The organism is Streptomyces sp. NPDC058701 (genome assembly GCF_042715295.1).
Lineage (GTDB): Bacteria > Actinomycetota > Actinomycetes > Streptomycetales > Streptomycetaceae > Streptomyces.
Map to the genome: position 1 here is coordinate 212,680 of NZ_JBHXSY010000004.1, position 13,628 is coordinate 226,307.

Annotated in this window: 14 protein-coding genes; 5 read left to right on the forward strand and 9 right to left on the reverse strand. The window is 72.6% G+C overall.

Going from position 1 to position 13,628, the window contains the following annotated elements:
• The first annotated feature begins 120 nt into the window (after positions 1-120).
• Positions 121-615, forward strand: a complete 495-nt coding sequence (locus tag ACFWW8_RS05865) for a DUF3145 domain-containing protein (protein WP_386524154.1) — start codon at positions 121-123, stop codon at positions 613-615.
• A 99-nt stretch (positions 616-714) separates the two neighbouring features.
• Here the strand turns inward: ACFWW8_RS05865 and ACFWW8_RS05870 are convergent, their stop codons facing one another.
• From ACFWW8_RS05870 to ACFWW8_RS05890, 5 genes are all read right to left on the reverse strand, one after another.
• Positions 715-2,004, reverse strand: a complete 1,290-nt coding sequence (locus ACFWW8_RS05870) for a beta-ketoacyl-[acyl-carrier-protein] synthase family protein (RefSeq protein ID WP_386524157.1) — start codon at positions 2,002-2,004, stop codon at positions 715-717.
• Positions 2,005-2,083: 79 nt separating this feature from the next.
• Positions 2,084-2,332: an acyl carrier protein gene (locus ACFWW8_RS05875; RefSeq protein ID WP_030009997.1), complete on the reverse strand. Its 249-nt coding sequence runs from the start codon at positions 2,330-2,332 to the stop codon at positions 2,084-2,086.
• Between the two features lie 55 nt (positions 2,333-2,387).
• Positions 2,388-3,392, reverse strand: a complete 1,005-nt coding sequence (locus ACFWW8_RS05880; RefSeq protein ID WP_386524159.1) for a ketoacyl-ACP synthase III — start codon at positions 3,390-3,392, stop codon at positions 2,388-2,390.
• A 19-nt stretch (positions 3,393-3,411) separates the two neighbouring features.
• Complete coding sequence (locus tag ACFWW8_RS05885) at positions 3,412-4,329, reverse strand: ACP S-malonyltransferase (RefSeq protein ID WP_386524162.1); 918 nt, start codon at positions 4,327-4,329, stop codon at positions 3,412-3,414.
• An 89-nt stretch (positions 4,330-4,418) separates the two neighbouring features.
• A complete protein-coding gene (locus ACFWW8_RS05890) occupies positions 4,419-5,636 on the reverse strand; it encodes a PucR family transcriptional regulator (protein WP_386524165.1) in 1,218 nt (405 codons plus the stop codon).
• A gap of 80 nt (positions 5,637-5,716) precedes the next feature.
• Here ACFWW8_RS05890 and ACFWW8_RS05895 point away from each other — a divergent pair, with 80 nt between their 5' ends.
• Positions 5,717-6,370: a pirin family protein gene (locus tag ACFWW8_RS05895; RefSeq protein WP_386524167.1), complete on the forward strand. Its 654-nt coding sequence runs from the start codon at positions 5,717-5,719 to the stop codon at positions 6,368-6,370.
• Here ACFWW8_RS05895 and ACFWW8_RS05900 read toward each other — a convergent pair.
• On the reverse strand, positions 6,367-7,191 hold the full coding sequence (locus ACFWW8_RS05900) for a serine hydrolase domain-containing protein (protein WP_386524376.1): 825 nt from the start codon (positions 7,189-7,191) through the stop codon (positions 6,367-6,369). The genes ACFWW8_RS05895 and ACFWW8_RS05900 overlap by 4 nt on opposite strands.
• Positions 7,192-7,269: 78 nt before the next feature.
• Here ACFWW8_RS05900 and ACFWW8_RS05905 point away from each other — a divergent pair, with 78 nt between their 5' ends.
• Together ACFWW8_RS05905 and ACFWW8_RS05910 are read left to right on the forward strand one after the other, a co-directional pair.
• A complete protein-coding gene (locus ACFWW8_RS05905) occupies positions 7,270-7,728 on the forward strand; it encodes a MerR family transcriptional regulator (protein ID WP_386524170.1) in 459 nt (152 codons plus the stop codon).
• A complete protein-coding gene (locus tag ACFWW8_RS05910; RefSeq protein WP_386524173.1) occupies positions 7,725-8,747 on the forward strand; it encodes an aldo/keto reductase in 1,023 nt (340 codons plus the stop codon). Before ACFWW8_RS05905 ends, ACFWW8_RS05910 begins: the two co-directional genes overlap by 4 nt.
• Positions 8,748-8,767: 20 nt before the next feature.
• On the opposite strand, the gene ACFWW8_RS05915 is transcribed toward ACFWW8_RS05910, so the two are convergent.
• From ACFWW8_RS05915 to ACFWW8_RS05925, 3 genes are all read right to left on the reverse strand, one after another.
• Complete coding sequence (locus tag ACFWW8_RS05915) at positions 8,768-9,601, reverse strand: DUF4429 domain-containing protein (protein WP_386524176.1); 834 nt, start codon at positions 9,599-9,601, stop codon at positions 8,768-8,770.
• 76 nt (positions 9,602-9,677) lie between these two features.
• The gene (locus ACFWW8_RS05920) at positions 9,678-10,817 is read right to left on the reverse strand and encodes an alpha/beta hydrolase (RefSeq protein WP_386524378.1); all 1,140 of its coding nucleotides are present in this window, start codon (positions 10,815-10,817) and stop codon (positions 9,678-9,680) included.
• Between the two features lie 197 nt (positions 10,818-11,014).
• Positions 11,015-11,689 carry a TetR/AcrR family transcriptional regulator gene (locus ACFWW8_RS05925; RefSeq protein WP_386524179.1) on the reverse strand — a complete coding sequence of 225 codons (675 nt, stop codon included), beginning with the start codon at positions 11,687-11,689 and terminating at the stop codon, positions 11,015-11,017.
• A 139-nt stretch (positions 11,690-11,828) separates the two neighbouring features.
• On the opposite strand from ACFWW8_RS05925, the gene ACFWW8_RS05930 reads away from it, so the two are divergent.
• Entirely contained in the window at positions 11,829-13,436 is a 1,608-nt protein-coding gene (locus ACFWW8_RS05930) for an MFS transporter (protein ID WP_386524181.1), read from the forward strand.
• Positions 13,437-13,628 lie beyond the last annotated feature (192 nt).

Genomic DNA, 13,628 nt, shown 5'->3' on the forward strand with positions numbered 1-13,628 from the left:
GCGTTTCGGCCGCAGGTTCCGTAGCGCAATGTCAAAAAAATTCCGTTACATTACATCACGTCACATACTGTCCGTTTTCTGGAGTTTTATTCCCGACCTCGTCCCACACTGGAGGTCCCGGTGACGACACGTGGAGTTCTGTACGTGCATTCCGCGCCGCGCGCGCTCTGCCCGCACGTGGAATGGGCTGTTGCGGGTGTGCTCGGGGTGCGGGTGAACCTCGACTGGATCAGGCAGCCCGCCTCCCCCGGCACCTGGAGGGCCGAGTTCTCCTGGCGGGCCGAACCCGGCACCGCCTCGAAACTCGCCTCCGCCCTGCGCGGCTGGCACCTGCTGCGCTTCGAGGTGACCGCGGAACCCTGTCCGACCGCCGAGGGCGAGCGCTACAGCTCCACCCCGGAGCTCGGCATCTTCCACGCCGTCACCGGCATGCACGGGGACATCCTGATCCCCGAGGACCGGCTGCGCGCCGCCCTCGCCCGCTCCGCCCTCGGCGAGACCGACCTGGAGGCCGAGATCGCCAAGCTGCTCGGCAAGCCCTGGGACGACGAACTGGAGCCCTTCCGGTACGCGGGCGAGGGCGCGCCGGTCCGCTGGCTCCACCAGGTCGTCTAGGCCGTCTCCCTCGCCCGGACGTACCGGCAGGGACGGCCCGGCCCCGACACGCGCAGGGCCCGCCCGGGACACCGGGCGGGCCCTGCCTGTTCGGCCGTGCTAGACGGAGCGGAACGCCAGGGTGACGTTGTGCCCGCCGAAGCCGAAGGAGTTGTTGATCGCGGAGATCGGGCCGTCGGCCGGCAGCTTGCGCGGCTCGCCGCGCACGATGTCCGCGTCGATGTCGTCGTCCAGATCGTCGATGTTGATCGTCGGCGGGGCCAGCCGGTTGTACAACGCCAGCACGGTCGCGACGGTCTCGATGCCGCCCGCACCGCCCAGCAGGTGGCCGGTCATCGACTTGGTGGCGGAGATCGCGATGTGGTCGAGGTCGTCGCCCAGCACCTTGCGCAGCGCCTTCAGCTCGGCCGTGTCGCCCTGCGGGGTGGACGTGGCGTGCGCGTTCAGGTGGACCAGCTCGGACGGGTCCAGGCCCGTGTTGTCGAGCAGGTTCTGCACCGCGGCCGCGACACCGCGGCCGGTCGGCTCCGGCTGCGCGATGTGGTGGCTGTCCGCGGACAGGCCCTGGCCCAGTACCTCGCAGTAGACCCGGGCGCCGCGCGCGGCGGCGTGCTCGGCGGACTCCAGGATCACGACGCCCGCGCCCTCGCCGAGGACGAAGCCGTCACGGCCCTTGTCGTACGGGCGGGAGGCCTGCTCGGGGTGCTCGTTGTTCTTGGACATCGCCATCATGTTGGCGAACGCGGCGATCGGCAGCGGGTGGATCGCCGCCTCGGTACCACCGGCGACGACCACGTCGGCACGGCCGGTACGGATCATCTCGACGGCGTAGCCGATCGCCTCGGCGCCGGAGGCGCAGGCGCTGACCGGGGTGTGCACGCCCGCCCGGGCGTTGACCTCCAGGCCGACGTTGGCCGACGGGCCGTTCGGCATGAGCATGGGAACGGTGTGCGGCGAAACCCGGCGCACGCCCTTCTCCTTGAGCACGTCGTACTGGTCGAGCAGGGTCGTGACACCGCCGATGCCGGACGCGATCACGGTCCCCAGGCGCTCGGGTGCGACGGTCGGGCCGGCGGCGTCGCCGTCCGCGGCCTCGGTGCCCGCCGGGGCGGTGTAACCGGCGTCGGCCCACGCCTCGCGGGCCGCGATGACGGCGAACTGCGCCGAGCGGTCCAGCTTGCGGGCCAGCGGCCGGGGCAGGACCTCACTCGGTTCCACGGCGGCACGGGCGGCGATACGGACCGGGAGCTCGGCGAAGCGCTCGCCCTCCAGGGGCTTTACGCCGGAACGGCCGGCGAGCAGACCTTCCCAGGTCGAAGCGCTGTCGCCACCCAGCGGAGTGGTTGCGCCGATACCGGTGACGACCACGGTGCGATTGGTCGGGCTCACAGGAATTCTTTCTCCACGTCTCAGGGGGTGCTGAATTGTCACGGCGCCACCGCCAGGTGGCGACAAACGCTCGTCAGGCTCAGGCCTGGTGCTTCAGGATGTAGTCGGCGGCGTCGCCGACCGTCTTGAGGTTCTTGACGTCCTCGTCCGGGATCTTCACGTCGAAGCGCTCTTCGGCGGCGACGACGACCTCGACCATGGACAGGGAGTCGACGTCGAGGTCGTCGGTGAACGACTTCTCGATGGCGACGTCCTCGGTGGGGATGCCGGCGATCTCGTTGACGATCTCCGCGAGGCCTTCGACGATTTCTTCCTGGGTGGCGGCCATGTGGCGCTCCTTCTCTCAGTAACTGGGTGTCAGGACCGGAATGCGCATCCCGGTCCTAGGGGAGGGTAACGACCGTCGCGGCGTAGACGAGTCCCGCCCCGAAGCCGATGACGAGCGCGGTGTCGCCGCTCTTCGCCGCTCCGGTCGCCAGGAGCCGCTCCATAGCGAGCGGGATCGAGGCGGCCGAGGTGTTGCCGGTGGTCTCCACGTCACGGGCGACCGTGACGTGCTCCGGCAGCTTCAGAGTCTTCACCATCGAGTCGATGATCCGCATGTTTGCCTGGTGCGGGATGAAGACGTCCAGGTCGTCCGCGGCGATTCCGGCGGCGTCGAGCGCCTGCTGGGCCACCTTGGCCATCTCGAAGACGGCCCAGCGGAAGACCGCCTGGCCCTCCTGCGTGATGGCCGGAAACTTCTCGCCGCCGTCCTTGCCGAGGTACTCGTCCCACGGCACGGTCTGCTTGATGGTGTCGGACTTGTCGCCCTCCGAACCCCACACCGTGGGGCCGATGGCCGGCTCGTCCGAGGGGCCGACGACCACGGCACCGGCGCCGTCGCCGAACAGGAAGGCCGTCGCGCGGTCCTCCAGGTCGGTCAGGTCCGAGAGCCGCTCCACGCCGATGACGAGGACGTACCGCGCCGACCCCTCCACCACCAGGCCCTTGGCCAGGGTCAGGCCGTAGCCGAAGCCGGCGCAGCCCGCGGAGATGTCGAACGCGGCGGGCTTGTCCGCGCCGATCCGGTGCGCGATCTCCGTCGCGATCGCCGGGGTCTGCTTGAAGTGCGAGACCGTCGAGACGATCACCGCCCCGATCTGGTCGGGGGAGACACCGGCGTCGGCCAGGGCCTTGCCCGAGGCCTCCACCGACATCGCGGCGACGGTCTCCTGGGGCGAGGCCCAGTGCCGCGTCGCGATGCCCGAGCGGGAGCGGATCCACTCGTCGGACGAGTCGATCGTCTCCAGGATGACCTCGTTGGGCACCACGCGGGTCGGGCGGTAGCCGCCGACCCCGAGGATGCGGGCGTACGGGGAGCCCTTGGCCGGCTTGATCTTGGACATGCTGTGTGGGCTCCTTCTCTCAGACCGACTGCTCGGCGACGAGCGCCGCGGCCTTGTCGAGATCGTCCGGGGTCTTCAGAGCCACGCTCGGCACACCCTTGAGCGCGCGCTTGGCCAGACCCGTCAGCGTGCCGCCGGGGCACAGTTCGACGATCCCGGTGACGCCCAGCTCGGCGAACGTCTCCATGCACAGGTCCCAGCGGACCGGGTTGGCGACCTGGCCGACCAGGCGGGCGACGACGTCGGCGCCCTTGGTGACGACGAGGCCGTCCTTGTTCGACACGTACGTCAGCGCCGGGTCCGCCGGGGAGAGGGCCTCGGAGGCCTTCGCCAGCGTGGCGACCGCGGGAGTCATGTGGTGCGTGTGGAAGGCGCCCGCGACCTTGAGGGCGACGACCTTCATGGAGCCTTCGGGCTTCTCCGCCACCAAGGCGGCGATCTGCTCCGTGGTGCCGGCGGCCACGATCTGGCCCGCGCCGTTGATGTTGGCCGGGGTCAGGCCCAGCTTCTCCAGGTGGGCGACGACCACGTCCTGGTCGCCGCCGAGGACCGCGGCCATGCCGGTCTCGGTGACGGCGGAGGCCTCGGCCATCGCCAGTCCGCGGGTGCGGACCAGCTGCAGCGCGTCCGTCTCGGACAGCACGCCCGCGTACGCGGCGGCGGTGATCTCGCCGACGCTGTGCCCCGCGACGGCACCGAAGGCCGTACGGGAGCCGAGTGCCTCGGCGGACAGCAGACCCGCGGCGACGAGCAGCGGCTGGGCCACGGCCGTGTCGCGGATCTCGTCGGCGTCGGCGTTCGTGCCGTAGTGGGCAAGGTCGAGCCCGATGGCGTCCGACCAGGCGGCGACGCGGTCAGCGGCACCGGGCAGGTCGAGCCAGGGAGTCAGGAAGCCGGGCGTCTGAGCGCCTTGGCCGGGAGCGACGAGTACGAGCACCCTCACACTCTCTCTTGTTGGAGGCCTCCGCCGCCCGTGGGGACAGGGACGAAGAACCGTCGGGGTAATTGTTGATGTCCGACAAAAGTCTAGGACTGAAGATCGCCGTCGGCCAGACGCCCGAGGATCAGGGCGATCCGCAAGGTGAACGCGGAACGGACATCGGAGGGTGACCAGCCGGTGACATCGGTCACACGTCGGAGCCGGTAGCGCACCGTGTTGGGGTGCACGAACAGCATCCGGGCCGCCCCTTCCAGACTGCTCGCCTGCTCCAGATAGACGCTCAGCGTCTCCAGCAGCGCCGACCCGGCCTCCTCCAGCGGTCTGTAGATCTCCTCCACCAACTGCTCGCGCGCAGCGGGATCGGAGGCGATCGCCCGCTCTGGAAGGAGATCGTCCGCCAGGACCGGGCGCGGGGCGTCCTGCCACGCCGTGCAGGCCTTCAGTCCGGCCGCCGCGGCCTGCGCGGACTTCGTCGCGTTCAGCAGGTCGGGCACCACCGGACCGGCCACGACCGGACCGGCCGCGAACGGGCCGATCAGGGACTTAGCGACCTTCATCGGGTTGTCGCTGCCGCCCGCGATGACGACCAGCCGGTCGCCGAGGACGCCCGTGAGGACCTGGAGCTTGTGGTGGCGGGCCGCGCGCCGGATCGCCTCGACGGTCAGCTCGCTGTCGCCCTCCGGAGCGGTACCGAGGACCACGCACACGTGCTCGGGCGAGTTCCAGCCCAGCGCCGCCGCCCGCGACAGCGCGCCCTCGTCGGCCTCCCCGGACAGCACCGCGTTGACCACGAGGGACTCCAGCCGGGCGTCCCAGGCCCCGCGCGCCTCGGCGGCCTGCGCGTACACCTGGGCGGTCGCGAAGGCGATCTCCCGGGCGTACACCAGCAGCGCCTCGCGCAGGATCGACTCGTCGCCCGGGGCGGCCACCTCCTCGATCGCGGTCTCCATGACCTCGATCGTGGTGCGGACCATCTCGACGGTCTGGCGCAGCGTGATCGCCCGGGTCAGCTCGCGGGGAGCCGTCCCGAACACGTCGGTGGAGATCGCCTGAGGGGTCTCCGGGTGCCGGAACCACTCGGTGAACGCGGCGATGCCGGCCTGCGCCACCAAGCCGATCCACGACCGGTTCTCCGGGGGCATCGCCCGGTACCACGGCAGGGTCTCGTCCATCCGCGCGATCGCGTCGGCCGCCAGCCGGCCGGAGGACTTCTCCAGCCGCCGCAGGGTCGCGACGTGCGGATGGGCGGGCACGGGATGCGCGGGATGGGTCGCGGGGGAATGCTCACGTTCGGGTTGGGGCACGTGACAAGACTGCCCTATCGGCGAGGCCGGGCGGAGTCCGGTCCCGCGCCGCCCCCGCGCCCGGGGCTACGGTGGCCTCCATGATTGATGTACGCCGCGGCCCCGACCGGTACGAGGGCGGGGACGTGCCCGCCGGGATCACCACCCGGCACGCCTTCTCCTTCGGATCCTTCTACGACCCGGACAACCTGCGCTTCGGCCCCGTCCTGGCCTGCAACGAGGAGACCCTCGCGCCGGGCGCCGGTTTCGACGAGCACCCGCACAGCCACACCGAGATCGTGACCTGGGTGGTCGAGGGCGAGCTCACCCACCAGGACACCACCGGCGAGAAGGCCCTGGTCGGGCCCGGGGACGTACAACGGCTGAGCGCCGGATCCGGGGTCCGGCACGCGGAGCGCAACGACGGCGGGGGGCGGCTGCGCTTCGTGCAGCTCTGGCTCGCGCCGCTCGCCGCGGGCGGAGCTCCCTCCTACGAGGTGCTCCGGGGCCTCGCCGACGGGACCCCGTACGCGATCCCCGCGGCCGGCGCCGTCCTGCACGTCCGGCGGCCGGGCGCGGGCGAGCGGGTGACCATACCGGCGGCGGAGCGGGTCTACGTGCACGTGGTGCGCGGGGACCTGCGCCTCGACGGCGAGGAGCTGGGTCCCGGGGACTCGGTGCGGATCACCGCGGAGAAGGGCCTGGAGGTCACCGCCGGGTCCCCGGGGGAACTGCTGATCCTGGAACTGCCCTAGCCGCGGGCGGCGGCGAGTTCGGCGAGGACCGCGTCGGTGAACGGGGTCCAGGCCGACACGGCCCACGGTCCGAAGGCGCGGTCGGTCAGCGCCACGCACGCGGCGCCCGCGTCCGGGTCCACCCACAGGAAGGTGCCGGACTGGCCGAAGTGTCCGAAGGTGCGGGGCGAGGAGGTGGTGCCCGTCCAGTGCGGGGACTTCCCGTCGCGGATCTCCAGGCCGAGGCCCCAGTCGTTGGGGGACTGGTGCCCGTAACCGGGCAGGACGCCCTTGAGCCCCGGGTGGACCACGGAGGTGGCCGCGGCGACCGTGCGGACGTCCAGCAGCCGGGGGGCCTGAAGCTCCGCCGCGAACCGGACGAGGTCGGAAACGGTGGAGACGCCGTCCTTGGCGGGCGAGCCCTCCAGGGTGCTCGACGCCATGCCCAGCGGCTCGAAGACCGCCTCGTGCAGGTACTGCGCGAAGGGGATGCCGGTGGCCTTCGCGATGTGGTCGCCGAGCACCTCGAAGCCCGCGTTGGAGTACAGCCGGCGCTGTCCGGGCGGTGCCGTCGCGCGGTGCTCGTCGAAGGCCAGGCCGCTGGTGTGCGCGAGCAGGTGACGGACCGTCGAACCCTCGGGGCCGGCCGGCTCGTCCAGCTCCACCGCCCCCTCCTCGTACGCCACCAGTGCGGCGTACGCGGCGAGCGGCTTGGTCACCGAGGCCAGGGGGAAGCGGTGGTCGAGGGGGCCCTGCGACCCGGCCGTGCTCCCGTCGGCCCGTACGACGGCCGCCGCGGCGGTCGCCACCGGCCAGCTTTCGATGATCCGCAGGCTTTCCATGCTGTTCACGGCCTCCACGCTCTCCATGCGGCCGAGCCTACTTGCTTCGAGTGCACTCCAAGGTTTTAGCGTGGAGGCATGAGCCAGAGCCTGACGCAGACGCGGTACACGATCAGCGAGGTCGAGGCGCGGACCGGTCTGACCCAGCACACGCTGCGCTGGTACGAGCGGATCGGCCTGATGCCGCACGTGGACCGCTCCCACTCGGGCCAGCGGCGCTTCAGCGACAAGGACCTCGACTGGCTGGCCTTCGTGGGCAAGCTGCGCGCCACCGGGATGTCGGTGGCGGACATGGTCCGGTACGCCGGGCTGGTCCGCGAGGGCGGGCACACGGTCGACGAACGGCGCGAGCTGCTGGAGCGGACGCGGCGCGAGGTGCGGACCCGGATCACGGAGCTGACGGACGCGCTCGCGGTACTGGACTACAAGATCGACCTCTACGCGGCGAAGCCGGCCCCGCACCACGCGGCGCCGGCGGACTCCGCTTCTACGACGGCGACTTCGGTGAACGCGGTCGCGGGGAAGGTACGGCCATGACGGAGCACGGCACCACCATCGACCGGGTCGCACTCGGCAAGGGGGGCCCGCAGGTCGGCGTGCAGGGCCTCGGCTGCATGGGCATGAGCGAGTTCTACGGAGACACCGACGAGGCGGCGGCCCGGGCGACCCTGGAGGCGGCGCTGGACGCTGGCGTCACCCTCGTGGACACCGCGGACGTGTACGGCCGCGGGCGCAACGAGGAGTTCCTCGCGCCGTTCGTCGCCGCGCACCGGGACGGGATCACCCTGGCGACCAAGTTCGCCATAGAGCGCACCGACGACCCGCACTTCCGGGGCATCCGCAACGACCGGGCGTACGTGCGCCGGGCCGTCGAGGACAGCCTGCGCCGGCTCGGGGTGGACGTCATCGACCTGTACTACATGCACCGCCGTGACCCGGCCGTGCCGCTCGCCGAGTCGGTGGGCGCCATGGCGGAACTGGTCCGCGAGGGCAAGGTGCGCCACCTCGGCCTCAGCGAGGTCACCGGCGCGGAGCTGCGCGAGGCGTACGCCGTGCACCCGATCGCGGCGCTCCAGTCCGAGTGGTCGCTGTTCAGCCGGGACGTGGAGCGCAGTGCGGTCGGCGCCGCGGCCGAGCTGGGCGTGGCCTTCGTCCCGTACTCCCCGCTCGGGCGCGGGTTCCTCACCGGCGCCTTCGCCGACGCGGGCACGGACCTGCCGGCGGGCGACTTCCGCGCGCACCAGCCCCGGTTCACCGGCGACAACGCGAAGGCCAACGCGGAACTGCTGGCCCCCGTACGGGAGATCGCCCGGGAGCACGGCGCCACCCCGGCGCAGATCGCTCTGGCCTGGGTGCAGCAGCGGGCGGCCGTGCACGGGCTGACCGTGGTGCCGATCCCGGGCACCCGCAAGCCGGAACGGCTCGCGGAGAACGCGGCGGCGACGCGGATCACCCTGACGGAGGCGGAGCTGGCGCTGCTGGAGCCGATCGCCGGCCGGGTCGCGGGGGACCGCTACCCGGACATGAGCTCCACCTCGGCGGCCCGCGAGGGCTGAGCGGCCCCGAAAGACACGGCCTACCGGCACTCGGCCGCGAACCGCTCCCGCAGCGCCGCGTACTCGGCGTCCGTCAGCAGGCCCGCGCCGTACAGCTCGCTCAGGTGGCGCAGCCGGTCGTCGCCGCCCGAGCGGGCCCGGGGCACCGAGGCGACCGGGGTGCGGCCGGGCAGGGCGGCGAGGACGGCCGCGGCGAACGGCAGCGACTCGTGCACCGCCCCGCAGCCCACGCCGAAGACGGCCGCGGCGAGGTCGTGGTCGGGGCGGGGGTCGCCGACGGCGTCCCGCAGGAGCAGCCGCAGGTGGCCGCCCGAGCCGCTCGGGGACACCCACTCGACCCCGGAGAGGGCCGCCAGCGGGTAGCGCTGGTCGCCCGCCTTCCACTTGGTGCCGGTGGCGCCCGTACGGGACCACTGGAAGGTCACCGCCGAACCGTCGAAGCCGACCCGCGCGTCGTACGCCTTCAGCTGTAGCGGGGGCTGCGCCGCGCCGACCAGGAACTCCCCGGAGGGCTCGTCGGGACCGAGGCGGGCGCGCAGGGCGTCGGCGAAGGCCTCGGCGTGCGCCGCCCGGTCGGCGGGCAGCACCAGCCGGTAGGGGTCGCAGGACTCCCGCACCTGCCCGTCGGCGGCCTCCATCAGCGGATCGGCGCCCGGCCGGGGGAGGGCGCGCAGAACCACCGTGTTCCGCTTCCCCGCGGTCACGGTCAGCCCGGACACCGCTTCGAGGGGGACCCGGCGCGAGCCGAGGGCCTGCCAGAGCCTCGGCGCCCTGATTCCCCGTGCGAAGCGGATGAGCACCGAGTCCGAGTCGAACTCCCAGACGGCATGGTTTCCGGCCAGTACGTCACCCATGCGGGCCATCGTAGAGGGAGGTGCCCCTGCGCGTCCCCCTCCGTGCGGGGTCCGTTTCGCCGGGCCTCTACGCGCGTCAGTCCTGCGCTTCCCCGGAAATTCCGCTCCGGCAGGCGTCGTCCCCGGTCGCGCAGACAACGGAACCGAACGCGCCGGTTCCGATCTTCGCGAAGTTCTCGACGGAGCCCGTACCTGGCGCGAAATAACCGGTGTGGGTCCTGGCCCCGGCCGAGGACAGCAGCCGCGCGCCGAACTCCGGGGACACGGGGTCGGCCCCGTGGCCCAGCCCGCCGAACTCCAGGTGCGGCACGTCCGCGATCCAGTCGTCCTCGTCGCGGGTCGCCCACACCCGGGCCGAGGTGCGCAGCCCCTCGACGTTCTCCGCCCGCATCCCGGGGCTCCCCAGCACCACCACGTCGGTGACCCGGCGCGGCAGCGCGTGCGCGGCGACCCCGCACACCACCGACCCGTAGCTGTGGCAGAACAGCGCCACGCTCGCGTTCCCGGGCAGCGTCCCGGTCAGCGCGTTGAGCCGGACGGCGCCGTCCACGGCCATCCGTCCGGTGGCGGCGTCCACGCCGACCCCGGTCGGCGCGGTGTAGCCGGCCCAGGCGATGACCGCGGTGCGGCTGCCGGGCGCGGCGGCGCGCTGGCTCTCGTACAGGGACTCGGCCATGCCGACGGGGGCGGTGAACCGGCGCTGGGTGCGCTCGAAGGTGATCAGGTCCGTGTCGACGCCCGGGACGACCACCGAGACCCGGCGGGCCCGGTCGAGGTCGCCGAAGACCTCCGCCACGCGGCCGCCACCGGTGGGGTCGAACGAGAGGATCTGACGGCCGGACCCGGCGAGCGAGGCGAACCGGTGCGCGCGGCGGGCGGCCGCGGCCCGGTCGGCCGGGGTGAGCGCGACGTCACGGCCGCGCGCGGTCTCGACGCGCTCCGCCTGGGCGAGGCCGTGCCGGTTGGCCTGGTAGCGGACGCCCGTGGGCACCCCGCCGAGGTTGCCGACCACCAAGGGGTAGCCCTCGGCCAGCCGGGCCCGCTGGGATCGGTCCAGGCCGGCGAAGAAGCGGGCGACCGTCCGTGCGGGCGCGTCGGCGGACGGCACGGGGCGTCCGTCGATCCGGGCCTGCGCCCAGGCGGCGAGGGCCGCGGCCCGCAGCGGGGTGCCGCCCTCGGGGCGGTGGACCGCGGTCCAGCCCGTGGCGGCCAGCATGACGAAGACGACCGCCAGCGCGAGCAGGATGCGCAGGGCGGCGGGGCGCGGGTCGGCGCCTGGGGCGGCGGGGAGGGCGGGGCCGGGCAGTTCCACTGCGACCAGCGTAGGAGAACCCCCGCGGCTACGGCGTGCGGGGTGACGGGATTCACGGCCGTCCGTGGCATGGATGCGGGCGGGCGGGGCAAGTGATCCGGTCAGGCCGGGGCCCCGGGCGGTGCGGCCCGCCAGTCGGCGGCCAGGGCCGGGCCGATCTGGTCGAGGTACGCCTCGGTCATCCGGCGGATCGCGGCCACACTGACGTCCTCGCCCTGGCCCCACAGCCGCCCGGTCACCCGCATCACGCCGGAGAACGCGGCGACGGCGACCCGGGGCCGCGGGTCTACGTCCACGTCGAGGCCCTCGCGTTCGGCGATCAGCCGGGAGATCCGCTCCTCCAGTTCGGTCGATCGGCGCAGGTGCACGGCGAGGAGGGCCGGGGTGGACTCGATCAGCCGGTAGCTGCGCATGTAGAGCTCGAGCGGGACCACGTCGGAGAGGGCCTCATCGACGCTGTCCCAGGCGGCGAGCACGGCGGCCCGCATCGCCCGCAGGGGCCCCTCGGCGGCCGGGCGGGCGCGGAGCTCGGCGACGAAGTGGGACTCGACGAGGTCCTGCACCGCGAAGACGGCCTCCTCCTTGTTGGCGAAGTACCGGAAGAAGGTGCGCTGGGAGACGTCCACCGCTTCGGCGATCTCGTCCACGGTCGTCCGCTCGTACCCCTGGGAGACGAAGAGCAGGAGGGCGGCGCGCAGCAGCGCGTCCCGGGTGCGCCGCTTCTTCCGTTCGCGCAGCCCGGCCGCGGGGGTGGGCGACGGCCGCTCGTCGGTCATCACCGAGGGTCCCCTTTCGCAGCTGGTCCGGCGCCGATCTGACGCTGAGTGAGCGGTCAGCGTACCTGTGACGGACCTGACAGTTACCGTCTGGTGAAGCCGTCTGTGAAGTGTCAGCCGCTGTCATTAGCCTGCTCGCATGACTAGTCAGATCACCGTCGACGACCAGGTGCCCGCCAAGGAACCAGGATCGGCGCCGGCCCCCACCGGGCTGCGCGGCCACCCCTGGCTGACCCTCTTCGCCGTCGCGATCGGCGTCATGATGGTCACCCTGGACGGCACGATCGTCGCCGTCGCCAACCCCGCGATCCAGCAGGACCTCGGCGCCTCGCTCGCCGAGGTGCAGTGGATCACCAACGGCTACCTCCTCGCCCTCGCGGTCTCCCTGATCACCGCGGGCAAGCTCGGCGACCGCTTCGGCCACCGCCAGACGTTCCTCATCGGCATCGCCGGCTTCGCGGTCTCCTCCGCCGCGATCGGGCTGTCCACCGGGGTCGAGCTGGTCATCGGCTTCCGTGTCGCCCAGGGCCTCTTCGGCGCGCTGCTGATGCCCGCCGCGCTCGGACTGCTGCGCGCCACCTTCCCCGCCGAGAAGCTGAACATGGCCATCGGCATCTGGGGCATGGTCATCGGCGCCTCCACGGCGGCCGGCCCCATCGTCGGCGGCCTGCTCGTCGAGCACGTCAGCTGGCAGTCCGTCTTCTTCGTCAACGTGCCCGTCGGCATCGTCGCCCTGCTCTTCGGACTGTTCATCCTGGTCGACCACCGGGCCGCGAAGGCCCCGCGCTCGTTCGACATCCTCGGCATCCTGCTGCTGTCGGGCGCGATGTTCTCCCTCGTCTGGGCCCTGATCAAGGCTGCCGAGTGGGGCTGGGGCGACTACAAGACCCTGCTCTTCCTCGGCGCCGCGGTGCTCGGCTTCGCCCTCTTCACGCTCTGGGAGGGCCGGGTCCGCGAACCGCTCATCCCGCTGGGCATGTTCCGCTCCCTGCCGCTGTCCGCGGGCACCGTGCTGATGGTGCTGATGGCGTTCGCCTTCATGGGCGGCCTGTTCTTCGTCACCTTCTACCTGCAGAACGTGCACGGCATGAGCCCGGTCGACAGCGGTCTGCACCTGCTCCCGCTCACCGGCATGATGATCATCGGTTCGCCGCTGGCCGGCGTCGCCATCACCAGGGTCGGCCCGCGCATCCCGCTCGTCGCCGGCATGGTCGCCACCGCCGCCGCCTGCTTCGGGATGGCGCAGCTCACCCCGGACACCGGCACCGCGGTCATGTCCCTCTGGTTCGCCCTGCTCGGCCTCGGCCTCGCGCCGGTCATGGTCGGCGCCACCGAGGTCATCGTCGGCAACGCCCCGCTGGAGCTGTCCGGCGTCGCCGGAGGCCTCCAGCAGGCCGCCATGCAGGTCGGCGGCAGCCTCGGCACCGCGGTCCTCGGAGCGGTCATGGCCGGCACCGTCGGCAACTCGTTCGGGGACAACTGGCGGGCCGCGGAACTGCCCCCGCTCACCCCCGAGCAGACGGAGCTCGCCGAGCGCGGCATCCAGGTGGGCATCGCGCCCGTACCGCCCGGCGCCCCCGAGGCCGTCGCGCAGGCGATCACCAGGGTCGCGCACGACACGTTCGTGGACGGCATGGGCACGGCCTTCACCGTCGCCGGGGTCGTCGCGGTCCTCGCCGCCGCCGTCGCCTGCTTCACCAAGCGCGGCGAGAACGCCGTCGAGGGGGCGGGTGCGGCCCACGTCTGACGGCCCGCACCCGATGCCCCGCAGGCGTCAACCCCGTACGCGCGACAGCCCCGCCGGAGGTACCCGGCGGGGCTGTCGCCTATCCGGGTGGACCCGGCTCCGGCCCCTTCCGTCCGCACGTCACCGCAGGTCAGCGTGGTGTCGACGGCGCTCCGGAACAGTCCGGGGCGCATCGCGTCCACAAGGAGTTGA

Coding starts and splice junctions, on each gene's coding strand:
- ACFWW8_RS05875 (WP_030009997.1), bottom strand. CDS start 2,332: ATGGCCGCCACCCAGGAAGAAATCGTCGAAGGCCTCGCGGAGATCGTC.
- ACFWW8_RS05880 (WP_386524159.1), bottom strand. CDS start 3,392: ATGTCCAAGATCAAGCCGGCCAAGGGCTCCCCGTACGCCCGCATCCTC.
- ACFWW8_RS05895 (WP_386524167.1), top strand. CDS start 5,717: ATGATTGATGTACGCCGCGGCCCCGACCGGTACGAGGGCGGGGACGTG.
- ACFWW8_RS05900 (WP_386524376.1), bottom strand. CDS start 7,191: ATGGAAAGCCTGCGGATCATCGAAAGCTGGCCGGTGGCGACCGCCGCG.
- ACFWW8_RS05905 (WP_386524170.1), top strand. CDS start 7,270: ATGAGCCAGAGCCTGACGCAGACGCGGTACACGATCAGCGAGGTCGAG.
- ACFWW8_RS05910 (WP_386524173.1), top strand. CDS start 7,725: ATGACGGAGCACGGCACCACCATCGACCGGGTCGCACTCGGCAAGGGG.
- ACFWW8_RS05915 (WP_386524176.1), bottom strand. CDS start 9,601: ATGGGTGACGTACTGGCCGGAAACCATGCCGTCTGGGAGTTCGACTCG.
- ACFWW8_RS05920 (WP_386524378.1), bottom strand. CDS start 10,817: ATGCTGGCCGCCACGGGCTGGACCGCGGTCCACCGCCCCGAGGGCGGC.
- ACFWW8_RS05925 (WP_386524179.1), bottom strand. CDS start 11,689: ATGACCGACGAGCGGCCGTCGCCCACCCCCGCGGCCGGGCTGCGCGAA.
- ACFWW8_RS05930 (WP_386524181.1), top strand. CDS start 11,829: ATGACTAGTCAGATCACCGTCGACGACCAGGTGCCCGCCAAGGAACCA.